This is a genomic window from Helicobacter sp. T3_23-1059 (assembly GCF_053654515.1).
On sequence record NZ_JBSIUV010000014.1, the window covers coordinates 1 to 24,128 of the forward strand.

General features: G+C 38.8%; 24 protein-coding genes and 2 pseudogenes. 12 read left to right on the forward strand and 14 right to left on the reverse strand.

Annotation, left to right across the window (positions count from 1 at the left end; genetic code table 11):
* The 4 genes and pseudogenes from ACWIX0_RS05460 to ACWIX0_RS05475 all read right to left on the reverse strand — a co-directional run.
* The coding region (locus ACWIX0_RS05460; protein ID WP_454172633.1) for a hypothetical protein at window positions 1-228 on the reverse strand (228 nt) is incomplete at its 3' end.
* A 62-nt stretch (window positions 229-290) separates the two neighbouring features.
* Window positions 291-890 carry a hypothetical protein gene (locus tag ACWIX0_RS05465; RefSeq protein ID WP_454172635.1) on the reverse strand — a complete coding sequence of 200 codons (600 nt, stop codon included), beginning with the start codon at window positions 888-890 and terminating at the stop codon, window positions 291-293.
* Between the two features lie 164 nt (window positions 891-1,054).
* A pseudogene (locus ACWIX0_RS05470) lies at window positions 1,055-1,443 on the reverse strand (hypothetical protein); the annotation flags it as partial.
* 356 nt (window positions 1,444-1,799) lie between these two features.
* Window positions 1,800-1,949, reverse strand: a complete 150-nt coding sequence (locus ACWIX0_RS05475) for a hypothetical protein (RefSeq protein WP_454172636.1) — start codon at window positions 1,947-1,949, stop codon at window positions 1,800-1,802.
* Between the two features lie 135 nt (window positions 1,950-2,084).
* Here ACWIX0_RS05475 and ACWIX0_RS05480 point away from each other — a divergent pair, with 135 nt between their 5' ends.
* The 6 genes from ACWIX0_RS05480 (at window position 2,085) to purB (ending at window position 7,732) form a co-directional block, all read left to right on the forward strand.
* A complete protein-coding gene (locus ACWIX0_RS05480) occupies window positions 2,085-2,441 on the forward strand; it encodes a hypothetical protein (protein WP_454172638.1) in 357 nt (118 codons plus the stop codon).
* Between the two features lie 200 nt (window positions 2,442-2,641).
* Window positions 2,642-2,890 carry a hypothetical protein gene (locus ACWIX0_RS05485; RefSeq protein WP_454172640.1) on the forward strand — a complete coding sequence of 83 codons (249 nt, stop codon included), beginning with the start codon at window positions 2,642-2,644 and terminating at the stop codon, window positions 2,888-2,890.
* Window positions 2,872-4,830 (forward strand): motility associated factor glycosyltransferase family protein, encoded by a 1,959-nt coding sequence (locus tag ACWIX0_RS05490; protein ID WP_454172642.1) that lies wholly within the window; start codon window positions 2,872-2,874, stop codon window positions 4,828-4,830. The genes ACWIX0_RS05485 and ACWIX0_RS05490 overlap by 19 nt, the downstream gene beginning before the upstream one ends.
* A 35-nt stretch (window positions 4,831-4,865) precedes the next feature.
* Window positions 4,866-5,726 carry a DNA-methyltransferase gene (locus tag ACWIX0_RS05495; RefSeq protein WP_454172643.1) on the forward strand — a complete coding sequence of 287 codons (861 nt, stop codon included), beginning with the start codon at window positions 4,866-4,868 and terminating at the stop codon, window positions 5,724-5,726.
* Window positions 5,692-6,333 (forward strand): hypothetical protein, encoded by a 642-nt coding sequence (locus tag ACWIX0_RS05500; RefSeq protein ID WP_454172645.1) that lies wholly within the window; start codon window positions 5,692-5,694, stop codon window positions 6,331-6,333. The genes ACWIX0_RS05495 and ACWIX0_RS05500 overlap by 35 nt, the downstream gene beginning before the upstream one ends.
* A gap of 37 nt (window positions 6,334-6,370) precedes the next feature.
* Entirely contained in the window at window positions 6,371-7,732 is a 1,362-nt protein-coding gene (gene purB, locus ACWIX0_RS05505; RefSeq protein ID WP_454149949.1) for an adenylosuccinate lyase, read from the forward strand.
* Window positions 7,733-7,800: 68 nt separating this feature from the next.
* Here the strand turns inward: purB and trpA are convergent, their stop codons facing one another.
* From trpA to ACWIX0_RS05520, 3 genes are read right to left on the reverse strand one after another with little or no spacing between them, the layout of a single operon-like run.
* Window positions 7,801-8,583 (reverse strand): tryptophan synthase subunit alpha, encoded by a 783-nt coding sequence (gene trpA / locus ACWIX0_RS05510; protein ID WP_454172647.1) that lies wholly within the window; start codon window positions 8,581-8,583, stop codon window positions 7,801-7,803.
* Window positions 8,584-8,607: 24 nt separating this feature from the next.
* Window positions 8,608-9,171, reverse strand: a complete 564-nt coding sequence (locus ACWIX0_RS05515) for a hypothetical protein (RefSeq protein WP_454172649.1) — start codon at window positions 9,169-9,171, stop codon at window positions 8,608-8,610.
* Window positions 9,171-10,223: an AAA family ATPase gene (locus tag ACWIX0_RS05520; RefSeq protein WP_454172650.1), complete on the reverse strand. Its 1,053-nt coding sequence runs from the start codon at window positions 10,221-10,223 to the stop codon at window positions 9,171-9,173. Before ACWIX0_RS05520 ends, ACWIX0_RS05515 begins: the two co-directional genes overlap by 1 nt.
* A gap of 342 nt (window positions 10,224-10,565) precedes the next feature.
* On the opposite strand from ACWIX0_RS05520, the gene ACWIX0_RS05525 reads away from it, so the two are divergent.
* Complete coding sequence (locus ACWIX0_RS05525) at window positions 10,566-10,826, forward strand: hypothetical protein (RefSeq protein WP_454172652.1); 261 nt, start codon at window positions 10,566-10,568, stop codon at window positions 10,824-10,826.
* Between the two features lie 114 nt (window positions 10,827-10,940).
* Here the strand turns inward: ACWIX0_RS05525 and ACWIX0_RS05530 are convergent, their stop codons facing one another.
* From ACWIX0_RS05530 to ACWIX0_RS05540, 3 genes are all read right to left on the reverse strand, one after another.
* Entirely contained in the window at window positions 10,941-11,195 is a 255-nt protein-coding gene (locus tag ACWIX0_RS05530) for a geranylgeranylglyceryl/heptaprenylglyceryl phosphate synthase (RefSeq protein WP_454172653.1), read from the reverse strand.
* Between the two features lie 549 nt (window positions 11,196-11,744).
* Entirely contained in the window at window positions 11,745-12,626 is an 882-nt protein-coding gene (locus ACWIX0_RS05535) for a DNA methyltransferase (RefSeq protein WP_454172655.1), read from the reverse strand.
* Window positions 12,623-15,007: a DNA methyltransferase gene (locus ACWIX0_RS05540; RefSeq protein ID WP_454172656.1), complete on the reverse strand. Its 2,385-nt coding sequence runs from the start codon at window positions 15,005-15,007 to the stop codon at window positions 12,623-12,625. The genes ACWIX0_RS05535 and ACWIX0_RS05540 overlap by 4 nt, the downstream gene beginning before the upstream one ends.
* A gap of 211 nt (window positions 15,008-15,218) precedes the next feature.
* Between ACWIX0_RS05540 and ACWIX0_RS05545 the strand changes: the two genes are divergently transcribed.
* The 5 genes from ACWIX0_RS05545 (at window position 15,219) to ACWIX0_RS05565 (ending at window position 21,154) form a co-directional block, all read left to right on the forward strand.
* On the forward strand, window positions 15,219-16,985 hold the full coding sequence (locus tag ACWIX0_RS05545) for a hypothetical protein (protein ID WP_454172658.1): 1,767 nt from the start codon (window positions 15,219-15,221) through the stop codon (window positions 16,983-16,985).
* Window positions 16,986-17,030: 45 nt separating this feature from the next.
* A complete protein-coding gene (locus tag ACWIX0_RS05550) occupies window positions 17,031-17,972 on the forward strand; it encodes a metal ABC transporter solute-binding protein, Zn/Mn family (protein ID WP_454172659.1) in 942 nt (313 codons plus the stop codon).
* Window positions 17,973-18,004: 32 nt separating this feature from the next.
* Window positions 18,005-19,546, forward strand: coding sequence for a HoxN/HupN/NixA family nickel/cobalt transporter (locus ACWIX0_RS05555; RefSeq protein WP_454172661.1), 1,542 nt, complete (start codon window positions 18,005-18,007; stop codon window positions 19,544-19,546).
* Between the two features lie 62 nt (window positions 19,547-19,608).
* The gene (locus ACWIX0_RS05560) at window positions 19,609-20,349 is read left to right on the forward strand and encodes a metal ABC transporter ATP-binding protein (protein WP_454172663.1); all 741 of its coding nucleotides are present in this window, start codon (window positions 19,609-19,611) and stop codon (window positions 20,347-20,349) included.
* Window positions 20,342-21,154, forward strand: coding sequence for a metal ABC transporter permease (locus ACWIX0_RS05565; protein WP_454172665.1), 813 nt, complete (start codon window positions 20,342-20,344; stop codon window positions 21,152-21,154). The genes ACWIX0_RS05560 and ACWIX0_RS05565 overlap by 8 nt, the downstream gene beginning before the upstream one ends.
* A 218-nt stretch (window positions 21,155-21,372) precedes the next feature.
* On the opposite strand, the pseudogene ACWIX0_RS05570 reads toward ACWIX0_RS05565, so the two are convergent.
* From ACWIX0_RS05570 to exbB, 4 genes and pseudogenes are all read right to left on the reverse strand, one after another.
* A pseudogene (locus tag ACWIX0_RS05570) lies at window positions 21,373-22,503 on the reverse strand (lipid A deacylase LpxR family protein).
* Window positions 22,504-22,515: 12 nt separating this feature from the next.
* The gene (locus tag ACWIX0_RS05575) at window positions 22,516-23,229 is read right to left on the reverse strand and encodes an energy transducer TonB (protein WP_454172666.1); all 714 of its coding nucleotides are present in this window, start codon (window positions 23,227-23,229) and stop codon (window positions 22,516-22,518) included.
* Window positions 23,195-23,575: a TonB system transport protein ExbD gene (gene exbD / locus ACWIX0_RS05580; RefSeq protein WP_454172668.1), complete on the reverse strand. Its 381-nt coding sequence runs from the start codon at window positions 23,573-23,575 to the stop codon at window positions 23,195-23,197. The genes ACWIX0_RS05575 and exbD overlap by 35 nt, the downstream gene beginning before the upstream one ends.
* 40 nt (window positions 23,576-23,615) lie before the next feature.
* Complete coding sequence (gene exbB / locus ACWIX0_RS05585; protein ID WP_454172730.1) at window positions 23,616-24,041, reverse strand: TonB-system energizer ExbB; 426 nt, start codon at window positions 24,039-24,041, stop codon at window positions 23,616-23,618.
* Window positions 24,042-24,128: the final 87 nt, after the last annotated feature.

Here is a 24,128-nt window from a genome sequence, read left to right on the forward strand (position 1 = left end):
CTCAAAGCGATAATATTCATAAGGAAAAAATGATTTTTGCTCCTCTTTGGATAAACTTTTGCGTCTTAATTGTTCGTAATTTAGGCAGTATTCTAGCCCTGCTCGTTTTATGCTTGTGATTTGGTATTGCTTATCAAAAACGAGTTTGGCAACCCGCTCATCTAAAAGTCTCTCTCCCGTGCCATAGCAAAGACAAAATGATAATAAGGTTATAAACAATAACTTCATTTTTACTCCTTTATTTTAGTTCCCAAAATCCTAGCATTGTAGATTCATAGATTCACACAATTTCATTTAATATCCCAGAAATCATTGCAGTATTTCTTTGCAATGTTTTCCATTGCCTCATCAAAATCGATAGATTCATAGATTTTCAAACATTGTTTGACATTTTCAGGGGTTAATCCATTCATTGTCTTGCGATATGGTTTTATAGGTGTTAGTCCATGCAATGTCATTATGAATCTATTTGTATAAGCATTGTCTATATAGGATTTTATATCATTTAGTGCGCCATCGATATTTAGCCGTTTGCCCTCATTTACTAAGCTAGTGCATAGATACCTTAAGTCTGCAGTTTCGTTTTGCAAATCTGTGGTGATTTGTCCGCCTTGCAGTGCCATTCTTGGTGCTTCTTTTGTCGCTTGAGCGATAATTTTATCTAAATCTGCCTTTAGACAATGCGACATTGCGTATTTTTTTAGTTCCTCTTTTAGTCTTTTGATTGTTGCTGGTTCGTAATATATCGAGTAACCACTCTCGTCCCCATATAAAAAACCTTTGCATACATTTGACATATATGGTAGCTCTTCTGGCGATATTAGCCCAAATGTCGCTCCAGCCTTTAGATTTGCCAATGCTAACAATAGCGTTAGTATGGTTTTTTTCATTTTATAGCTCCCAAAATTCAAATTTTGTTGCGAGATTATCTTTAAAAAATGAAGTAAGTGGTCTTGTAGCATATTGCGATACACCAACATCTTTATAATCGCCAAAACATTGTTTATCTCCATACCATAATGTCGTATGCCCTGTCGCAGTAAATTTTGGTTCTTTATAATAGAATTGGCTCAAGCAACTTAAGCGGTTGATTTCTTATCATTTTTAACAAGATTTTATACAAATCTTGCTTTTGTATTTTGACATTTCAATGCTACTGCTAGCCTTGTATCTAAATTCTGTTTCTTTTAAGTGAAGCAAGAAATTCTCTTTTTTGATTCTTTTAAATTTAGCTAATCTATGCTTTGCATAGCCAATTTTGCTTACATTTGCGAGCAAAAGCGAAGCAAAAACATTTTCAATGCCATTTATATGATTTTTGCCTTTTGCAAACTCATTTTTGCTATGTTTAACACGATGATGTGCCTTTGCCCCTTCTGCTTGCAGTTGTAAGCGTAAGCGAAGCAAAAAATCTACTAGCCCATCATAAGCCCTCCAATCATCATACAATTTTGCACTATAAAATTCTGTCTCATTAATATCGCTTAAATCCCTTATTATAGGCAAAAGCTCATCTGCCAAGCAATGCTTTACAATTTGAGTATAAACACAATTATTTCGCTTTAGCATACCTTCTACTTGCAGTTGTAAGTCAAACAAAGCAAAAATACAGAAGTTTTTTTTGCCAGTTACTCGCCCTCTTTTGCCTCTCACTCTTTTAGCACCCAAAATCTATATTAAAAAATTGCTTTCATCAACTTAAATTTCGCCTTGCATTTTAGAAGTTTTCTCACATTCTTTGGCGATTAAAATGCGGATTTGATTGATGATTTTATTGATACTTTGACGAGAAATTTTGCTTAATTTTGCAATTTTAACAGCTTTAATATCAAGACTTCTTGCAAAGTTAAGAGTGTAAGCGAAGTAGAAACATATTTAAGAATCTCTCTTGTTTTTGTCTCTGAAATTCTTGAACGAATAATATACTTGTTTTTCATCGTGTTTATCATAACTTAAGACTCCTTTATTTTGTCTTAAGTTGTCTTGAGCCTTAAAGTTTAAGAATTTTTCATTGCGAGTGAGTGAAACGAGCGTGGCAATCTATGTTTTTGGATACTTTGGGCTAACGCGCTCAATATGACAATGTGGTTATTTTCCCCTCATTTGCGGAGTTGCAAACCTTTTATCCCCCCTCCCTTGCGGAGGGGGTTAGGGGGTGGGTATCCCGTCATTGCGAGCGTGGCTATTCCACGCGTGGCACAAGCCCACAGCTACAAAGTAGCGATTTAGCGCGTAAGCGCGAGTGGGTGCAGTTGCGCAAGCAAAATCTATATGATAATGCAAACAACATAGATTGCCACGATTCTAGTCTTTTTGACAAAAGCCTAGAATCTCGCAATGATGGCAATCTTTATTGGCTAAAGATTGCACAAAAACACGCAATGACAGAGATTCCCATTTCCTTTGCGGAGTTGTCAAAATTTTATTCTCCTCCATTGTAGATGATAATCCCACACTTTCCCTTACATTGTGGCGGAATTTAGCGGAGGATTTTGCGGGGTTTTTGTCCCCCACTTCCTTTGCGGAGTGGATAAAAAAAAAGGGGGGGGGGTGGGTTTGTCATACTTAAAATCTTTTTACAAAAAGCCCAAATATCCAAAAACGCAGATTTTGCCAAAATCTAAAGCCAAAATCTAAAGCAATGATAAACAATGATAAAAAACCCAAAAAATGCGAAATACCAAAACATAACGCACGAAATAAAACTACAATACTAGCACGATTTATACTTGCATTATTGATTCTACGCTACAATACTAGGATTTTGATTGCGCTAAAACCACACGACAAGCACAAAATCTATACTTCAAAATATTGTGCAAAATCTAGCATAAAATCTAACCAAAAACCCCAAAATCACAAGGTTGCCAAATGCTACTTGAGCTACTAAAATCTAACGACTACGAAGCGATACAAAAAGAAATTTCTGCGCGATTTGTCAAAAATATGGAGTATTTTCACAAGACTTCGCCCGAGCTATTTGACGCACTCAAAGAAGATCCAACACAATATAATTTGCTAATCAATAAACAGGGCATAAATATTATAAACTTAGCCACTAGCGAGCTTTCATACCCCCTGCAAGATTCTCTATCCACAATGGTATCTGTCAATGAAAATCTAAGTCTATCACCGCTTAAAAATGACAAATGGAGTATCCATTCAAATGGTATATTTTTAGACAAAATGGATACGACTAGATTTCCTATCACAGGGCAGACTTGCAATGATTTTATCGATTTGCTTTTCAAACACGATGGAATCAAAGAATATTTTTTAAGCAAGGATTTTATGCCATCAACTTGTATTTTTGGGCTTTTGGGTGGAATGTTTTTGGAGTTTATCATTGAGCGGGGCGTGTTTTTTCATTCGCTGTTGATTTTTGAAGAAAATCTTGATATGTTTCGAGTGAGTTGCTATTTTGTGGATTATCCTAGACTTTTTAGTCAAGTAAGCGATGGGGCGTGCTATTTGTTTGTCAAAGATTTGGTAAATCGCTTTTTTATTCGCAACTTTTTCGCACGCCAAAAAATCACAAACAATTTTTTACGCGCAGAGATAAATCTATATAAAAGCCCCAAAATCGAATCCGCTATGCAAATCGTAGCAGAAGAATACGCTAGCAATGCGCGAGGGTGGGGGAGCTTTGAAGATGAGATGATAGGCATAGAAAATACGCTAAAAAATGTCGCAAACATAAAACCAAACGAGAGAAAGAAAAAGCCAAATTTGTTTTTGGTAAATCCTAAGCGCGTGGATATGCCAATATGTGTGGTGGGAAATGGCGCGAGTTTGGATTCTAGTTTGGATTTTTTGCGTGAGCATCAAAGCAAGATGATTATTTTTAGCTGTGGCACGGCGATAAAGCCACTAAAGCAAGCGGGCATACAGCCAGATTTTCAAATCGAAATTGAGCGCGTGGATTATTTGGCAGAATATTTATCCCCCACACTTGGCGAAACTGCTTTGATGTGCGGAAATATGGTAAATCCAAACGCGCTAAATCTAGCGAGCGAAAAATATCTTTTTATGCGCGGTGGGAGTGCTAGTGGCTATATGTTTAAAAGCCCATTTGTTATGGAGTTTTGCGCTCCATTTGTGGGCAATGCAGGATTTGCGCTTGCGTGTCAGCTAGGCAATGAAGTGTTGCTTTGCGGGATTGATTGTGGCTATATAAAGGGGCGCACAAAACACGCTAGCAACTCTGCGTATGGCGAGGAAGAAGCCACTATCCCAAGCAATGCGATTCGCGTGCGGGGGAATTTTGACCACGAAGTGTATAGCGATTCGATTTTTTTGCTATCTAGCCAAATGATAACAAATGCCATCAAAGCCCTAAAACCCAAAATGGTGCTAAATCTAAGCGAGGGCGCGTATATCGAGGGTGCGCGTCCTACTAGGACAAATGAGTTTAGTTTGAAAAAAAATAAAAAATCTGCCTTTATCAAAGAGATAAAAAGTTATTTTAAAAACGATAAAAAGCTCATTTTTAGCGATTTTAGGGAGGATTTTTACTTGCAAGAAATCCAAGAGTTTAAATCCAAGCTATCAAACGCGCTAAACGCAGAAGTCAAAACCAAACAAGAGCTATTTAAATGGGTAGATATGATATTTGCCATAAACGCTAAAAAGTCGGTAAGTTCGCCATTTGTGGGGATTTTGTTTGAGGGGAGTTTGGCGCATATTTGTCAAAATCTAATGATAGCTGTGCTTCATCTGCCAAATAATGACATAAGCGCGTTTTTCACAGAGGCAAAAGATAGTATAAAAAACGCGCTTGATAAAATACTACTACGCTATAAAATGCTCGCTTCAAAGTATCAAAATTAAGTTGATTTTGTGTAAAACATTGTTTGGATATATAGATGACTTTTTCACAAGCAATTTACATAGATTCTACCAATTTGTCGCAATTTAGCCAAAATCTAGTGCGAAATGATTTTCCATTATTTCTATTAGGCGATTCCAAAATCACGCTTAAAACGCTACAATCTTGCAGTATAGATTTTGTGCTGACTTCCCCGCCCTATGATGATTTGCGCGATTATAAAGGATTTAGCTTTGATTTTGAATCAATCGCAAGTGAGCTACTTCGTGTGCTAAAAGATGGCGGTGTAATGGTGTGGATTGTGGGGGATTCTATGCAAAAAGGGAGCGAGAGTTTGAGTAGCTTTAAGCAGGCATTGCATTTTAAAGACATAGGCTTTAAAATGCACGATACGATGATTTATCAAAAAAACAATTTTTCAAATCCTAGCAAGACGCGCTATCATCAAGTGTTTGAATATATGTTTGTGCTTACCAAAGGCACGCCAAAAACCTTTAATCCACTTATGGATAGAAAAAATGTATATGCTGGACATACTACATTTGGCGAAAATACCACTCGCAAAAAGGACGGCGACTTTGCCAAACAAAAAAAGCGCGTAATCGCTGAATTTGGTATGCGCTATAACATTTGGAAAGGCAACACTTCGGGGCAGGAAAATATGTGTAAAAACATAAAACACCCCGCGACTTTTCCGTTGTGGCTCGCACGAGACCATATCAAATCGTGGAGCAATGAGGGCGAAATCGTGCTTGATCCATTTTGTGGTTCTGGCACGACAGGCGTGGCGTGTAAAGAGCTAGGGCGTAAATTTATCGGCTGTGAGATTGAAAAAAGCTATTTAGATTTTGCCAAAGAGCGCATTGCAAAAATCGAGGTGGCAAGTGGATTATTTTAAGCCCGAAAAAAGCGCGAATGACTACGCCAAACTTGGTGAAATTAGCAAACTCAACAACAAAAAATTCCCTTTCAAAGAAGTAATCAAAAATATCGAAAAACGCGAAGTTTTAAAATTTAAAAACGACAAATTATTAGCCCTGCTAAAATCCGCGTGTGCTAACACTATAACGCCTGTAAATAACATAGAATTTAGTGGGCGTCCAAATGAATTTGGTAATATCGTGGCAAATCTTTTTGCCGTAGAGTGCAAGGCTGTTGGGCTAGATTATCAAAAGCCAAAAGATACGCAAGGCAAAGGAAAAGAGAGTGGTTATCCTGATGGCTTGGTAGTGTTTGAAAATGCGTATTTCTACACCGAGCTAAAGACTTGCGAGGAAAAGCAACAAAATCAAACTTTGCGGACATTTTTCTACTCGCCCTCAAATAATTCTAAAATCCTCTATGATGCGTGCCATTTGCTCATTTGCTTTTTAACAAGTAAAAATGGCAACGCGTTGATGCTAAATGGCGATTTTCATATCGTAGATATGTCTGACAAAGAAGTCAAGCTAAAGTTAGAATATAATGCAAATAATAAAGAGCTTTACGGCGGGAAATTGCTGTAAAAACACAAACGAAACTAAGATTATAAAGGACAACAAAATGGTAGAGCGATATGCAAGAGAGCAAATGAAGTCATTATGGAGTTTGGAGGCGAAGTATAGCGCGTGGCTAGAGGTTGAAATTGCCCTTGTGCGCGGGTGGAACAAGCTAGGGCTAATCCCTGATAGCGATTGCGAAAAGATTTGCGCGAATGCGAAGTTTGACATAAAGCGAATCGATGAGATTGAAGCGGTAACCAAGCACGATTTAATCGCCTTTACCACGAGTGTGGCAGAATCTTTGGGCGAGGAGTCGCGGTGGTTTCATTATGGCATTACGAGCAGTGATTGTATCGACACGGCGGTGGCGTTGCAGATGCGCGATTCTCTCAAACTCATCATTGATGGCGTGAAAAATTTGCGCGAAGTGGTAAAAAGGCGCGCTTATGAACACAAAGACACGGTTATGGTGGGGCGAAGCCACGGGATTCACGGCGAGCCTATCACTTTTGGGCTAGTGTGTGCGGTGTGGTTTGCCGAGCTAGGCAGGCATTTAGACGCGTTGCATTCTAGCCTTGAGATTATCAGTGTGGGACAGCTAAGCGGGGCGATGGGAAATCTCGCCCACACGCCGATGAAGCTAGAAGAGCTCGTATGCGAAAATCTCGGGCTAAAGCCCGCCCCTGTAAGCAACCAAGTAATCCAGCGTGATAGATACGCCCGAGTCATCACGGATTTAGCCCTGCTAGCAAGCAGTTGCGAGAAAATCGCCGTTGAGATTCGCCATTTGCAACGCACGGAAGTGTATGAGGCTGAAGAATTCTTTGAAGAGGGGCAAAAGGGAAGCTCTGCTATGCCACACAAGCGAAACCCCGTGCTAAGCGAGAATATCACGGGGCTTTGTCGCGTGATTCGCGCTTACGCCCTGCCCGCTATGGAAAATGTCGCCTTGTGGCACGAGCGCGATATTAGCCACTCTAGCGTGGAGCGATTTATCCTGCCTGATAGCTTTATCACCACGGATTTTATGCTCGCTCGCCTCACACAGCTCCTAGATAAGCTCGTGGTGTATCCTAAAAATATGCGCAAAAATCTTAATCTCACAGGCGGGCTTGTGTTTTCTCAACGCGTGCTTTTAGAGCTACCCAAAAAGGGAATCTCACGCGAAAACGCCTATAAAATCGTGCAAAGAAATGCGATGAGGGTGTGGCAAAATCTACAAAATAATGAGGTGCAAGAGGGGAAAAGCGCAGGGGGCAAAAGCGCGCTAAATGAACGCGGCGAGAGCCTGTATCTGCAATATTTGCTTGAAGATTCTGAATTGGTAAGCGCGATAGGCGAGCAGGCGATAAAAGAATGCTTTGATGTGAGCTACTACACAAAAAGCGTGGATAGTATCTTTAAGCGGGTGTTTGGTGAGTGAGAATCTAAAAATGCTCGCCCAAAGTAATTTGTGAGGTGCATTTAGTGTTGGCAATTTTTATGGTATTTTTATAAATCTAACGCTTCTCGCACTTCTTTGACAAACGCGCCGACTTTTTGCACGCAATCTTTTTCACTCTCACATAGCTTTACAATCGCGCTACCGATGATTATGGCATCGGCAAACTCTGCTATTTCACGCGCTTTTTGCGCATTTGATATGCCAAATCCCACTGCCACAGGAATATCTGCGCGAATCTGCTTTATTTGTGCCACCATTTCGCGCACACCCACGCCGACATTTTCACGCATTCCCGTTACGCCAAGCGAACTCACACAATAAATAAAGCCCCTTGCCTCGCGCACGATTCGCGCCATTCTATCTGCAGAATCCACGCTCGTAGGCGCGATAAAAGAAATCAAATCCACGCCATTTGCCCTGCATTCGCTCTCAAACTCGCCCTTTTCCTCAAAAGGCACATCGGGCAAAATCAGCGCACTCATTTTTAGCTCCCGCATTTGCGCGATAAACCGCTCTTTGCCATAAGAAAACACGACATTTGCATAAGTCATAAAGGACAGATTCGCGCTCACACGCTCCCGCACACGCCTTAAAGATTCAAAGATTGTATCCGTATTTATGCCATTTTTTAGGGCGATTTCATTTGCGTTTGCGATGACTGCACCCTCCGCTGTGGGGTCGGAGAATGGGATACCGATTTCAATCAAATCCACGCCATTTTGCGCCATAACTTCAAGCAATTTTTCGCTCGCTTCAATGCTAGGATAGCCGTAAGTAATAAACGCCACAAAGCCCTTGCGTTTGGCAAAAATCTCACTAAAATTACCCATACACTTCCTCACTAATTATCTATATTAAATATTAAAGCAGTTTATATCATTTTTGAAAAATTTTCCATAATATCTTTTGAAATTGTCTTTGGGTTCTGTTTTGATGATAGAGTTGCAAATTATGTAGTTAGCCTTATATTTTTCTTTTTCGTCATCTAATCCAAACTGAATTTCATTTTGCATACCACGATATTTATACATACCCATATTTGTTGGATTTTTATATACCACAAAGAAATAAAATTGATAATTTTGCACGGCAATATTTTCTTTTTGAAATATAGTTTGTAGATTTATTAACGAATCAATATATTTTCCCTTCATATCATTATTGTCAATGTCGCTATGCTTTTGATTTCTAAATTCAATGCAATATATTTCTTTTGAAATTTCAGACAAAAATACCCCATCGCAAGATTTGCTTTTCTTAAATGCAAAATCACTTGTATTTTGCGTAAAATCATCAAAATTAACTACTTCTTTATTGCTATAACACAAATATTCCTTATTGTTTTTGTCATAGCTCGTTTCTTTTAGTGTTGATAGATAATTTTGAAAATATTTTTTCAAAACCGAAGTATCTGCCATTATTTATTTTCCATTTCATCAAAAATTTTAAATGGCTCATTTAATTTTTTGAAAATTTCTTCTAATGTCCCTGCGTTACTTCCATTGATTTGTTGCACTATGCCTTTATCGGCTAGATAAAATTTTGTGTAAGCATTGTGTGTTTTGCTATATTTATCAAGTGCTTCTAGCATATATGGGCTGTGCGTATTTATCATAATGCGGATACCATTTTTTGCAAGGATAACTAAAATTTCAGCTAATGCAAGTTGCCAAGTGGGGTGCAGATGATTTTCTGGCTCATCAAAGATAAAATATCCTTGCGGGGTAAAACGATTTTTATCAAGCAAAACTTGAATAATTCCAAGACCCTTAATGCCTATGGCAACATTTTTTAAGGATATGTCCTGCCCATCTGTGGAATAAAAGCGATATGTTTTTCCCTCTTCTTTCATAAATTTTCCACCTATCACTTTTATAATCTCTTTTTTAATATCTTGCAATGGCTCTTCCTTGTATTCAAAATCCAATGCTTTAACGCGAAATTTTGTAAATAAATCCCATAAAACATAAGGGTATTTTATTTCAAAATTGTTGTCATAGATGGAACTATTTTCTTTCATTATTAGTGTAGTTTCAAAAAATTCTGCCAAGTCCCATATAAGTGGCGTTTGTATAAAAGTGCAATCCAAAAACTCTTTTTCCCTTGCCATTTTAACAACAGCATTAAAACTGTCGCATTTATGCGACTTAATATCAACCGCATAGTGTTCTTTATCGTTGACACTGAAAGCAATTTTTCCCTTACGACTAATCTCAGAATCAAAAAGCAATTCTATCATCATATTAAGATGTTTTTCGCGCAAATATTCAATGTTTTGTTCCCCTCTATTTAGGTGATTATCAGCTATATTTCTAGCTTTTATAATCGCCATAAGAGCTTTGCCAATGGTGCTTTTCCCCATACTATTTTTTCCAGCTATAATTGTAAGCCCAGATATATCAATGTTTGCCTCTTTGATATATCCTATGTTTTTAAGTTTTAGTTCGAGTTTTTTTGGATTTTTATCCATAACGCTACCTTTCTAAACAATATAAAATGGCTTATTCTAGCATAAATAAATTGAATATTTAGCAGTTTTATTGCTCATACATTCAATCGCCAAATCAAATTCTCTGTCAATATCCTAAACTTGCCTTGCCAAAGGCAAATTCATTGCAGTCATATCGTGGCATAGCCAAAGGGTAAGATTGCAAATATGCCAAAGCAATCCTTGCTATCTATATTTCAATCAAATTTTGCTTTTAAATGCTTTATAAAAAGGCTATGTTTTATTCTTTTACAATAAAACTTGGTTTGTGCAAAAATGGCAGTGGTTGCTTTATGCTAAGGATATACTACTAATGATGATTTTGTGATTAAAGGGTGTGAATACGGCGACTTTGTGGCGTGTAATCATATCGTAATCAATCGCAATTCACATCCACCATTTGCGAAAGAAGTCGTTAAATTGGCGTTAGAGCGCGAAATATCATTGCTTGAATCTGAATGCAAAAATGCGGAGTTGCGACTAAAAAATGAGCGCAACAAAGAGCGTATTATCATACGCAAACTTGTGCTACAAGACTATCAAAAACAATTACAAAAAGCGCAAAGCGTGGAACTATTGCATTGATTTGGGTGAATGTGGTTTTTAGATTCGTGTTAGATTCGTATGGGTTGAATGTTTGCTTCACTGCGTTTGCAAAGCACATTTTTTTTAGTAAAACATTGCCTAGCACCCCTTACTTTACGCGTGAATCTCGCGCGTAAATCTCGCCACTTTTTGCACGCAATTTTTTTCATTCTCACATAGTTTTACAATCGCACTACCGATGATTATGGCATCGGCAAACTCTGCTATTTCACGCGCTTTTTGCGCATTTGATATGCCAAATCCTACCGCCACAGGTATAGAGCTACGAATCTGCTTTATTTGTGCCACCATTTTGCGCACACCTCCGCCGACATTTTCACGCATTCCCGTTACGCCAAGCAAACTCACATAATGAAATAAGGCTCAATCCAACTTAATCTCACATAAATAAGTCTTAAGTTATGTTACACACGATGAAAAACAAGTATATCACCACATAATAAAAACCTTTACAAGAATTTAATAGGCTAAGAGAATCAAAAACAAGATAGATTTAAAAAAAGATTCTTAAATATGTTTCTACTTCGCTTATGCTCGTAGCTTTTTAAGAAAGTTTAGATATTGAGGCTGTTAAAATTGCAAAATTAAGCAACATTTCTCGCGCTTTAAGCGTTACGCGTTTGGCATTTTTTAAGCACATTATAGCAAATTTGGATTTTGCTTATGCGATTTTAGCGTGCAATTTCGCATAAATTTTGCGTTAAAATTATCTATGCCCTAGCATTCACGCTATCAATGTAATTATCCGTTTTTTCGCGCAATAATCTATCCACAAAGAGCCTATCAAAATTGCGCTTAAACTCGCTAAAAGTCGCGCTAGATTCCACTAGCTCGATAAAGTTGCTAATGCTTATGGGTGCGAGTTTGCTATCAAACTCTTTAGCGCAGAATTTAAAACTAATTTATTTTAAAATTTAAAATGTTTTGATTATGGTGGTTTATTTTGTAAGCATAAGGGTAACCAAAGGGATAAAGTGGTTTATTTGGTTGCAAAAGCGCAATATTTCCCACAAACTCATAACCTATTTTTATCATTAAATCAATAATATTACCCGTTACATTTGTTTCGATTTTATTAACCGTAAAATCGCTAATTATGATTGATAGATATTTTTTATCTTTTAGCACTCTTTTGCATTCTATAAATACTTGCTCCAAAGATAGCAAAAAATCCCCATAATTTTTACAATTTTCTAAATTCTCTTTTGTGTCCGTGTCATAAGCTACAACACCACTTCTTGCACCGTTTCTAAAACCTTTATAAGATTTATCCGCCCTTAAACCTTGTGATTTATTTTTAAGAATATTAAAATATGGCGGAGAAGTTACAATATAATCCACACTAGATTCTTGTAAATTTTGTATTAAGGCAATGTTATTTCCAATTTCATAACAAAAATCTTGCTTTTCTTTGGCATTGAGGTTTTTTAGACGCGACAACGCAAGTTCGTAATATTCTTTGCTTAAATCATATCCAATACCAAAACGATTTTGCAAAAAACTTGCGATAAGAGTTGTTCCGCTACCACAAAATGGGTCTAACACAACCATATCTTTTTTAGTAAAAAGCCTAATGAGTTTTTCAATATCTTTTACTAAAAATGGGGCGGGGTGCTTTAATGCTTCTTTATCAAGTTTGCATTTTTCGCTTACCCAAAAGCTAGAAGTGAGTTTTAACCATTCCTTGCCTGTTAAATCATTAAGGGCATTTCTTTTATCGTATTTGCCCTCTTTTTGTGTTTTTGTCTCTAAATCTAAATCTGTAAATAAATCTTTCATACTATATCTTTAGCAAAGGTTTGTATTTGTGGGTTAATAGTTTTTATAAGCTTATCTATATCGCTATATAAAAGATATTTCCAATTATTTTGGATAAATGCCTCTTTGCTTAAAGGTTCTTGTTTGGCTAAAAGTTCATTTATCCTAGCATCTGGAATTACGATAAATTTTGCAATATTTTTGTCTAAAACACTTGCTCTATGCAACGCAGAAATAATACTTGTAGAATTTTCAATCTCAAAAATGCAGTGTATTTCCTTATCTTTAATAAACAAAATATCTATCATAGATACTCGCTTTCTTTCAAATTCATCGCTGATAAAATCTAGCGTTTTCAAAGTCGCAAAATCAATAAGCCTTTTATTTTCTATGGGTTCTTGTTGCTCGCGCTTGCCTATAAAAATATCAAAGCCTAGTTTTTTGCCAATCATTGCAAGATAGCTTATGTATAGCGTGTGTGTGGTAGCTTCTTTAGAAAAATCACTATTTGGATTATAAATCCAAGCATTGCTAGATTTTGTGGCGTATTTATTTAGCGATTTTAAAATGCTACTTTCATCGGGTGTTAAGCCATTTGGAAAGTGCTTATAAACACTTGCCAAAATATCATCTAAAGCAATCAAGGCATTGTTTCTAAGCATAAATAGCACAAGTTTATCAACTCTTTGACTTAATGGTATCTCTATGTAATTTATATATTTTCTAGGTTCTTTTAGCCACCATAAATTCCCAGCTTTTGAACCATTATCTTTGGTTATAGTAAAGATTTTATTGATTTGAGAATTTAGCGCATTTTTTATATCCCCATCGCAATCATCACTAAATATAAGCCCTTGCGAAGTGATTTCAGCCAAAATTGCATCAAACAAAATTTCATAAGGTGTAGGCTCACTTCGCTCTGCAATAGCTTTAATCGCAATATCTACGATTCTTTGCTCCAAATTTCCATTTATTAAATTATCGTTGCTGTATGTGTGAATATTTTTTGCACATCGCAAATAAAAATCTGTCCCAGAAGTGCCATAAGGATTTGCTACTACACTCTCTCCGCTTCTACGATTTTTTTGGTGTATGACTTTTTCGATGATAAAATTTGCATTTCGCAATGAACGCATAAAACTATTCCAAATGGCTATGTCTTTATTATGAAAAGTAATCACCATTTTGCCATTATCTTTTAGCACTCTATGCAGTTGTTTTAATGCCTGTGTAAATCTGCTATCATATACCTTAATATCACATTTTTTGTTTATGGTAATTTCACTAGCAAAATCTACGCTTGCATAGCTCGTGTCAAGTTTTTTAAGCCATAAAAGCCACAAATAACTTAAATCCAAATATTGCACTAGCCCACCATAAGGAGGGTCTGTAATGATAAAATCTACACTTTTTTCATTGATATAATCATCTAGTTTTAAGATATTTACCACGCCATATTTTAAGTCAAACGCTGTGCTATCTTTTAGTTTGCTTGCATTGCTAACTTTTTTGATTTTGATATTTTTGTCAATATAGTCATTTGAAGCATTTAAGGAACTTTTTACGCTTTGTTTATTAAAGCAATTTCTCTCAAAAAGCAAAAGTGGGTTTTGCTCCATTTGCCTACTAGAGCATACATACGCACTTCGCCCCCAACTCGTGCTAAAATTTCGATTTGCGCTATCGCGTCTTGGGATATTCATTTTACAACACAAATGCGTAATCATAATAAAACCAAACAATAATTGCTTTTTGATAACCTCATCACTAACCTTTAAAATCTCCTTGAAAATTAAGGATAACACAATCAAATTCCGCTTTGTCCAAATGAATTTGAAATTATTGCCACCTATATTTTTTATAAAATTTGCACTAAAAGAATTACTATCTAAAAATGGTTCATCAATAAAATTTATCCCCAATTTCTCTAAATCAACGCTATTGGCAAAATCTAGGGCTTCAATATCTATATCTCTAACTTTTTTAAGGATAGATTTATTACTTTTGCAGATTTCATAAATGGCGTTATTTTCATATTTAAAATTATGCAACTCACCATCATAACACCACAATTTTTGATAAATTTCATTTTTCTTTACACGCTCAATAATTGTTGTTGCTTCTTTTTTAAATGCCTTAAAATCAAAAGGACTTGTGTAAATTTCAAGCAAAAAAGAACTTAAAGGATTTATGTCAAAAGCTATGGTTTTTCGCTTAACTTTTAGGCTTTCAATCGCACTCATTGCGCTACCACAAAATGCGTCCAAAAATACACCATTTTTTGGCGTGTAAATATCAATGTATTTTCTCCAAATGTTATGAGGCTTTTTGCCCCAATATTTCATAGCAGTATAAATAGGTGGTCTTTTATCCTCTACAAGCGCGTAATTTATTTCTTGCATACCATTCCGCCTTAAAAAAATTTGTCGTATCATACAAGATATTCTCTTAAACTTCAATTATATAGAATTGTTGTTTTTATCCATTGTGATTTTATCATTTCTTAAGCAACTTTATTTTTATAAAGCAACTAAGTTGCATTTAAGCAAAAAAGTGTTATAATCCGCCGTTTAAATTTTAAAAAACCACCAAAAAGGTGAAAAAGGACTTACAATGCAGAATTTCAAACCACAAACAAAAATGCTTAGCAATACACCATTTAATGACTTGCAAACACGCACCATATCACAAAGCAAAATGCAACGCACACAAAATCTAACGCTAAAGGCACTTTGTCTTTGTGCGTTTCTCACTAGCGCAAATGCCCTGTATGCAGACAATGCAAACAAAACAGCGCAAAATCAACATACGCCAACCACGCAAAGCAGCGCACAAAACACAGACAAAATCCGCGATAATCAACACAAATCGCATTCTCACAGCGACTCACACGAGTATTCGCACGCACATAACTTGCAAGATGGACATTCGCACCCCCACGATTTTAATGCAGATTCTAGCCATTCGCACGCGCATAATTCCCACACAAATTCGCACGCCACGCACGAAAATCACGGGGATTCTCACGCCACCAAGCGTGATTATTTGCATACTTACGAACTCCACGAGCACGAGCATTCAAAGCAAAGCGATTTTGCTAGTCTTAGCGCAAAAGTGGGAATCTTTGGCAAATCCTCTGCCCTTGCGAGCAAAAGCGACAACGCAAACAAAGACAACTACGCGATGCTTTACTCACGCCTTTTGCTTCGCGCAACCCCCTTTGCAAACGCGCATAACGGCTTAAGTGGCTTGCAAGTGGGCGTAGGCGCAGTGGCGTATTCGCCTTTTTATAACGACAGGGCAAACGCCTACACTTATATCAATTCAAATTTTGTCGCAAACAACGCGTATTTGGGCTATATCAAAGACTTTAACCGCGCAAGTGTCGAAGTGCTAGCGGGGCGATTTGAGCAAGAATTAGAGTGGGTGGGGCATTCATTGCAGGGCGTGTTTGGACGCGTAACGCTCCCATTTAGCACAGGCACAAATCCACATTCTGCCCAAATCTATGGAATCTGGGTAAATGAGCACGCAGACATTACGCGCGAATTTAGCTCGGATTTTGACTTTTATAAACACCTCTACCCAAAAGAAAATCTTTTCGCTGGCGGGGTAAATCTATCCCTCGCCTTAAGCCAAAATACGCGCTTTCATATCGAGCCTTACGCGTATTATTTGACGCATTTTTTTAGCGTGTATGGGAGCAAATTTGTGCTAGATATTGGCTTTGGCGGGGATTTTAATGGCAATGTAAGTGGCACAAAATGGCGGAGCAAGACTATCGCACACGGAGCGTTTTTGTATTCAAATTATGCGCGAATCCACGCAGGACATAATCATAACGAAGAAGGTGGCGAGCATAACCACAACCACGAGGACGGGCACGGACACTTAGATACGGATAATCGAGGCGATACTTATTTCGCGCTCTTAGAGCAAGAGTTTCTCTACAAAGATTTGCTCTACTTTGGGCTAGGATTTCAGCATATCGGCGCGCGCGTCTTTGAGCTAGCAAACATTGAGACTACTTCGCGCTTTGAAGCGCACGAGGGGCAGGGATTTGGCGTGATACGCCCTGGTGCATTGCATAGCGGAAGCCATACGACAAACGCTTATGACGCGCATACAAACACTTACTATGGCTTTGTGGGGGCGCGATTTGGCGCAAAGAGGCGATTTGGCTTAGAAATTATGGGGCGAGATAGCACAAGCAGTGCTAAGACGCAGAGCGCGTTTTCACTAGGATTGCGATATGAATTCGCTGGCGGCTTTGAAATCGGTGGCTTGGCTGTGTATATGCTCGATAAACACGCACACAATGGAATCCCTCATACGCTCAATCGCTCTTTTGGCAAGGCGTATATGCAGTGGAGATTTTAAAATTTAAACGCAAATTTCAACGCAAAATCAACATAAGGAACAACGATGAAAAAATATAGATTTAGCAAAATCTTGCGTGGAGGCATAGTGGCGTTTTGCACGCTAGCATTGTGCTTGAATGTAGCAAGCGCAAAAGACTTCAATGCGCAAAAGCCCATAATCTCGGTGAGTATCGCGCCTGTGGGCTATTTCGTCCAAAAAATCGCTAAAAATAGCGTGGATATAAACCTCATAATCCCGCCAAATAGCGATGAGCACACGCTAGATTTTAAGCCTAGCGTGGTGGCAAACCTGCAAAAAAGCGCGGTGTATTTCACTATCGGGCTAGAAATCGAAGCGATTTTAGCGGATAAATTTAAAGACATAAAAATCGTGGATATAAGCGAGGGCATAGCAAAGATGAGCGATACGCACGAGCATAATCACGCGCACGATTCACATTCACATAAAGATTCTCACGCGCACAAATCTAATACGCATTCGCACGATTCGCACACGCATTCGCGCAAAGACCCACATATTTGGCTTGACCCGATTTTGGTAAAAACAATCGCAAAAAATATCGCCAAAACTTTACGCAAACTCTACCCGCAAAATGCGAAGTTTTACGCGCAAAATCTCGCGGATTTTGAAAAAGAATTAGATAGCTTACACGCCCAAATCACACAAATCCTCTCCCAAAGCAAGCACAAAAAATTTATCATCTACCACCCAAGTTTAAGCTACTTTGCTTTGCGATATAATCTCACTCAAATCCCTGTGGAGATTCTCGGTAAAGAGCCTAAGGCAAAGGATTTGCAAGCCATAATAAATCTAGCTAAAAAAGAGCAAATCCGCACGATTTTTGTGCAAAAAGGATTCGCCCAAAAATCCGCTAAAACTCTTGCCAAAGAGTTAGGCGCAAATGTCGCACAAATCAATCATCTAAGCGATGAGTGGGACAAGCAAATGCTCCACATCGCGCAAAAAATCGCAGAGCAAGAATAAGGCGTAGAGTAAGGCTAGCAAGGTTTTAGCAAATGCGAGTTTTGTTTGGATTTTGCCTTTTTGTCGCACTTAGCATAGCGCAAATCTATGCCTGTGCGCTCTGCCAAGCCTATATCCCAAATGTGCTTGTAACCGTGCTCTATATTAGCAAGCATAACGCGCAAAGCTCTATCGCGCTTGAATGGGAATTTGAGCGCGAATTTACCCAAACGCTACTTCACACTTATGATACAAACGCAAATAATGTGCTTGAAAAAAGCGAGCTAAACGCCATAAAAAACGCGCTTACAAGCTATACCCTGCCAAAAAATAACCTAACCCAAATCCTGCGAGAAAATCCAAACAATGAAAATCTAGAGAATGTCAAATTTCGCGTGCAACATAATGAAATCTTTATGCGCGATGAGAGGCTTATCTATCGCTATGAAGTCGTTTTAAATTCTGATTTTGACAAGTCTAAGCGACTTGCCGTGCAAGTCCAAGATGAGGGGGATTTTTTTGCGTTTAAACTTTTGCCGCGCGACATTGCGCTAGGGGAGCGGATTTTGGTGGGCAATGCAAATGCAAACCTTATCATTTTTGAGGCAAAAAATGAGGAGGATTTGAATGAGAATTTAAGCGAGGATTTAGAGGATTTTCAAAAAGCAAAATCTAGCGATTTAAATTCTGAAACTATGCAAAATCTCCCCCCACATTCTAGCTTGCAAAACATAAAAGATTCTAGCAAGGCATTTTTAAGTGCGCTGTGGCAGGGCATAGTCGCGCTCAATGCCAAAATGCTCTCCACCATAAAATCCCACATAATAGGCGAAAAAAGCGTATTTGGGATTTTGGGCTTAATGGCGTTAAGCCTGCTTTATGGCATTTTACACGCCGCTGCGCCCGGACACGCCAAATTGCTGACTAGCTCGTATTTTTTAGCGCACAAAGGCTCTTATGCAAAGGCATTTGGGTTTGCCCTGCGCGTAGGGATAGTGCATATTGTAAGCGCGTTTGTGCTTGTGGGGCTTGGGCTTTTTGTCTTAAAAATCGTGGTGCAAAGCCTAGCAAATGACACAAATGCGATTATCACGCAGATTTCAAGCGCGATAATCATCGCGGTGGCGTTAGTCTTGCTCGTGCGAAAAATGCGTGGCAAACACGCGCATACTTGCGGGTGTGTGTCCTGCCAAAAACACGCGCTTAACTCAAACACGCTTTATAAGAACAACGCGCAAAATCCACGCTCTACGCTTATAAACGCGCTGAATGCTATGCAAAGGCGTTTTCCAAAGATTGATTTTGCCAAATGGGGCGTGATAATCGCAGCGGGAATCGTGCCTTGCCCTAGTATGATTATCGTGCTGTTGTTATGCTTTGAAGTAAGCTTTTTTAGTGCGCTTGTAAGTGCGCTTTGCATTGCGATTGGAATGAGCGCGGTGGTGTTTGTATCTGCGGTTTTTGCGCATAAGGTGCGGTTAAGTGCTAGTGCGAAACTCTCGCGCTTTTTAGAATACCTCGCGCTTTGTGGAATGCTTTGTGTGGGGATTTTTATGTTTGTCAATTCATTAGCGATACAATCTGGCGTGTTTTAAAATTTAAATTTTAAAATGGCGTGATTTTGGGTATGAGATTTCGCAATTTTTGAGGTAATGTTATGGAGCTTTTTAGGATAGAAAATTTAGACTTTGCGTATAGTGCGAATCAACCGCCCGTGCTAGAACATATCAATTTGCGCTTTTTTAGTGGCGATTTTTTGGCGATTACGGGGGCAAATGGCGGGGGGAAATCTACGCTAATAAGGCTAATTTTAGGCATTTTGCACCCGCAAAATCCACACATAACGCGCTATGTCAAAACTACGCAAATGGGCTATGTCCCACAAATCACGCAGGCAAATCCAAACTTTGCGATTCGCGCCATTGACTGCGTGGCGATGGGACTTGTGGGAGGGAGAACCTTTGGCTTTGCTTCTAAACGCGACAAAGACAAAGCACGAAATGCCCTCTCACTTGTGGGAATCGCAAATCTTTGGGATAGAAATCTAAATGATTTAAGCGGAGGGCAACGACAGAGAGTGTTTATCGCGCGGGCTTTGGTGGGGGAGTGCAAAATATTGCTTTTAGATGAGCCAAGTGCAAGTGTGGATAAGCAAAGCGCGGAGGCGATTTTTTCACTTTTAGATTGCTTGCATAAACGCGGTGTAGGGATTTTACTCATTAGCCACGATGTGGATTTGGCAAGTAAATACGCAAACAAAGTCGCAACGCTCAATCGCACGCTAGAGTGGCGACAAAATCCGCAAAAGGTGCAACAAAATCAAAATCCCCTCCCCACGCATAAAAGTGCATTGCAACGCGTGCAAAATCCGCAAAATCTAAAGGGCGCAAATGTTTGAAATCCTCTCTTTTAGCTTTATGCAAAATGCGATTTTTGGCGCGTTTTTGGTAAGCGTGGCGTGTGGGATTATCGGCTCATTAGTAATGATAAATCGGCTTTTTTCACTAGCGGGAGGCATTACGCACGGGGCTTTTGGGGGAATCGGGCTTGGATTTTATCTAGGGCTTAGTGGCGTTGCTATGTTTGCTAGCACGGCGATGTTCGCGCTATTTTTAGCCATTATCGTGGCATATCTTAGCAAAGTCTATCCGCATAGAAGCGATAATGTAATCGCCGTGATTTGGGCGTTTGGTATGGCGTTTGGGATTATTTTGGTGGATAAGAGTAGCGATTTTGGCGGGGATTTGATGAGCTATTTATTTGGCAATATTTTGGCGATTAGCGGGGAAGATTTGGCGATTATGGGCGTGTGTGATGTGCTTTTTGTTGGCATTGCTGTCGCGCTTTATCGGCAGTTTGAATCGATGAGCTTTGATAGCGAATTTGCAGGGCTAAAGGGGGTAAAAACGGGGATTTTGTATGTAGTCTTGGTATGTGTTATCGCGCTTTGCGTGGTGGTGGCTATGCGCGTGGTGGGGCTTATTTTGGTGCTTGCATTGCTTGGGATTCCCTGCTTTATCGCGGAGCGATTTGCACGGACTTTGGGCGGGATAATGCTTCTCTCGTGCATTTTAAGCGCGATATTTTGCCTAAGCGGGCTAGCGTTATCCTACGCGCTCAATCTATCAAGCGGAGCAAGTATTATCCTCGTAGCGTGCTTTTGCTTTGTGCTTTGCTTGCTAAAGAAAAATAAAATGTCTTAATTTAATCCCTAGCAAAAAAAAGTTTTAGCCACAACTCACGCGATGAAAAACAAGCATATCGCTACATATAAAATCTTTGTGTAAAAACTTTAAGTAACATAAAATCTTAATCGCCAATGAATGTGAAAAAACTTCAAAAATGCAGGGCAAAAAATGAAGTTGATAAAACAGCTTTTTAAGTTATCCTAAGCCTAGTTTTTATAAACCACAACCAAAATCTAAAAATTTCCACCTACAATAATGCTACCAATGGTGTGGATTCCGTTTAATCCCCCGCCATCTTGATTGCTAAATTCTCTCGTGTGATGAAGCGCGGTATATGCCACAAAAAATCGCTTATAATTTAGACTAACTCCCCATATAAACTCCCCCACACCACGCGACAAATCAATATCATTGCGTGGCAAAAAAGAATTGCCCTGCAAAAACATATTGCGCACCACAGCGCGAATCCCAACCCCCGCATAAGCCTCTACACTAAAATCAAATGAATGTTTCATCGCACTTACAAAGCCAGAATTTATAGTCGGCGCGAATGTGTTTGGAATTAGGTTGTAGCCTATGCGGGCGATTAGGTTTGCTTGGGCATAGATTTTGGCATTGCCTAGCCCAAAGCTAGCTTGAGGCATAATATCTAGCAATGATTTGCTTTTTTCATACACTTTTGGCAGGCTAAAAGACAAACGATAATACATATTAAAAATCCCTTCATTTTTTAGCTGTGTATCCCAGCCCGATAGTTTGCGGACATTTCGCGCTTCGTGGATAAAATCTTGTGTTTGTTTGGCAAGGGCTGCTTTGCCTACTACTCCTATTTGGGCTTCAAACTGCTCGACAATATATTTAAATCAATTTTGCAACACAACGCTTGTGTATAAAAATCCGCTATATGGATAATCCCCACTTGGTGGCGGGTTTGAAAATTTATCTTTTGGGGCGTATATTTCTTGGGACATAGCTATGCCAAAAGATGGGGCAAAAAGCGCATTCTCATCGTATTTTGATAAATATTTCGCAAAAAAGCTAGGCAAAGAAATCGCATTCATAAAGGCATAAAATCTTGTGCGATGCTTGCTAGTTTGATTTTGTAGCAAATCTTTGGAGTGAAATTTGAGTGCTGCTCCTGCGGTGTAGTATCTATCAATGTGTGGATTGAAGTTTGAGTCGTTTTCATAAAGAAGCAATAATGAGTTCTTATCGCTTTTGGGAGTGCGGGATTTTGCGTTGTCGTTGCAAAATTCACTGCAAGTGCAAAATTCACTGCAAGTCGGTATATTTTCATTAGCAAACAACCCCATAGCCATAAACGCGCAACAAAATATGCCAACAAACCTATGCAAACTCCACATTATAGACGCTTTTTATCGGTGCTCTAAATTATAATTTACCTCGATTTTTAGTCGGACGATTTTTTCGGGTTTGGGGAAGTTTTTGTGCGCTTCTAGGACGCTTTTTAGGGCTTGTGTGTTTAGTATGTCGCCTGTGTTGGAGCGGTAGATTTTGAGGTTTTTTATCGCGCCATTTGGCTCTAGGACAAAATCCACCCACACGCTACCTTGCATTTCACGGATTTGGGCTAGTCTGGGGTAGTGGTGTTTTTTGCGGATTTCGGCTTGGACTTTTTGGTAAAACTCATCGCTTATGCCTTCATTAAACGCTAAGGATTCATAGGTAGAGCCTTGCGAGTCTTGATTGGAAGCGGCGTTTGATTCTAGCTCGGTTGGGATATTTTTGCTTATGTTTTCTTGCTCATTTGGCTCTTCTTGCATTTTTTCTAGCTCTTCTAGCGGGATTGGGTGTTTTGATTTGTGGTGTTTGATATGCTCTTTGTGGTGTTTTTTGTGCCGTTTATGGCGAGGTTTGGTAGGAGTGGAGTAGGCTTTTTGGTTGGCATTTGTGTTGATACTTGCTAGGCTCATTGTGATTTGGGCTAGCCCTATTTCTTCTAGATTCTCATTTCTATCAAATACCCCTAAAATCCCCGCTAGTAGCCCTAGATGAAATACCACAGAGCTAGCAAAGCCGATAAATGCAGGAGTTTTAATCTGCTTGCGCAGAGATAGAAAAGTTTTCATGCCCTTTGTCCTTTAATATACCTATAATTCTTACAAAATTGTCAAATTTCGCGTCTTTGTCGCTTTTGACTTCTATCATTTTGTCATCGTTGGTTTGATTTATGATTTGTTTTATCGCATCAAAATCTTTTTCTTCATCGTCAATGTAGATTTTATTATCGGCATTTATTACGATAGTTAGCCGTTTATCATCAAGTTTTTTTTCGACTTTATCGGCTTGAGGGAGATTGATAGGGATTGCCCCTTGAGCGATAAAAGTCGAAACGCTTAGCACAATAGCAAGCAAGACAAGCATAACATCAATAAGCGGGATAACATTTAGCCCATCTCGGCGATGTAGTTTCATTTGATTCTCCTAGATTTTGTGTGGTTTGTATGTTTTGGGCTTAGGATTTTTTGTAGGCTTTGTAGCGATTTAGCAACACATCTACACGGCGCAAAAGTGCGTTATACAAGATAAGTGTGGGGATAGCCACGACTAGCCCTAAGGCCGTGGCTTTTAGTGCTAGAGATAGCCCTACCATTATGCTTTTTGCATCAATCCCGCCACTGACACCCATATCATAAAATGTTATCATAATGCCTACCACCGTGCCTAAAAGCCCGACATAAGGGGCGTTTGAATAAATGATATAAAGTGTGGTTAGGTTTTTGGTAAGGGATTCTTCAAGGGCGTCAATATCGACAAACACACGCACATCTACACGCCAAAAATAAAGCACACGCTCTATGCTAAACCATAGCGATAAAAAGCTCATAAGTCCTAGCACACAAAAAATAATCATATCAATATGTGTTCGTAAAAAGTCCATTTTGCAACCTCTTTTTTTGGATTTTTGTCTTGGTTTGTTTATGTTATTTATGCCTAAAATCGCATTATTGATTCTCATTTTGCCCAT

Coding starts and splice junctions, on each gene's coding strand:
- ACWIX0_RS05565 (WP_454172665.1), top strand. CDS start 20,342: ATGTTTGAAATCCTCTCTTTTAGCTTTATGCAAAATGCGATTTTTGGC.
- trpA (WP_454172647.1), bottom strand. CDS start 8,583: ATGGGTAATTTTAGTGAGATTTTTGCCAAACGCAAGGGCTTTGTGGCG.
- ACWIX0_RS05475 (WP_454172636.1), bottom strand. CDS start 1,949: ATGATAAACACGATGAAAAACAAGTATATTATTCGTTCAAGAATTTCA.
- ACWIX0_RS05575 (WP_454172666.1), bottom strand. CDS start 23,229: ATGAAAACTTTTCTATCTCTGCGCAAGCAGATTAAAACTCCTGCATTT.
- exbB (WP_454172730.1), bottom strand. CDS start 24,041: ATGGACTTTTTACGAACACATATTGATATGATTATTTTTTGTGTGCTA.
- ACWIX0_RS05560 (WP_454172663.1), top strand. CDS start 19,609: ATGGAGCTTTTTAGGATAGAAAATTTAGACTTTGCGTATAGTGCGAAT.
- exbD (WP_454172668.1), bottom strand. CDS start 23,575: ATGAAACTACATCGCCGAGATGGGCTAAATGTTATCCCGCTTATTGAT.
- ACWIX0_RS05535 (WP_454172655.1), bottom strand. CDS start 12,626: ATGAAAGATTTATTTACAGATTTAGATTTAGAGACAAAAACACAAAAA.
- ACWIX0_RS05490 (WP_454172642.1), top strand. CDS start 2,872: ATGCTACTTGAGCTACTAAAATCTAACGACTACGAAGCGATACAAAAA.
- ACWIX0_RS05550 (WP_454172659.1), top strand. CDS start 17,031: ATGAAAAAATATAGATTTAGCAAAATCTTGCGTGGAGGCATAGTGGCG.
- ACWIX0_RS05540 (WP_454172656.1), bottom strand. CDS start 15,007: ATGCAAGAAATAAATTACGCGCTTGTAGAGGATAAAAGACCACCTATT.
- ACWIX0_RS05545 (WP_454172658.1), top strand. CDS start 15,219: ATGCAGAATTTCAAACCACAAACAAAAATGCTTAGCAATACACCATTT.
- ACWIX0_RS05485 (WP_454172640.1), top strand. CDS start 2,642: ATGATAAACAATGATAAAAAACCCAAAAAATGCGAAATACCAAAACAT.
- purB (WP_454149949.1), top strand. CDS start 6,371: ATGGTAGAGCGATATGCAAGAGAGCAAATGAAGTCATTATGGAGTTTG.
- ACWIX0_RS05465 (WP_454172635.1), bottom strand. CDS start 890: ATGAAAAAAACCATACTAACGCTATTGTTAGCATTGGCAAATCTAAAG.
- ACWIX0_RS05520 (WP_454172650.1), bottom strand. CDS start 10,223: ATGGATAAAAATCCAAAAAAACTCGAACTAAAACTTAAAAACATAGGA.
- ACWIX0_RS05515 (WP_454172649.1), bottom strand. CDS start 9,171: ATGGCAGATACTTCGGTTTTGAAAAAATATTTTCAAAATTATCTATCA.
- ACWIX0_RS05495 (WP_454172643.1), top strand. CDS start 4,866: ATGACTTTTTCACAAGCAATTTACATAGATTCTACCAATTTGTCGCAA.
- ACWIX0_RS05555 (WP_454172661.1), top strand. CDS start 18,005: ATGCGAGTTTTGTTTGGATTTTGCCTTTTTGTCGCACTTAGCATAGCG.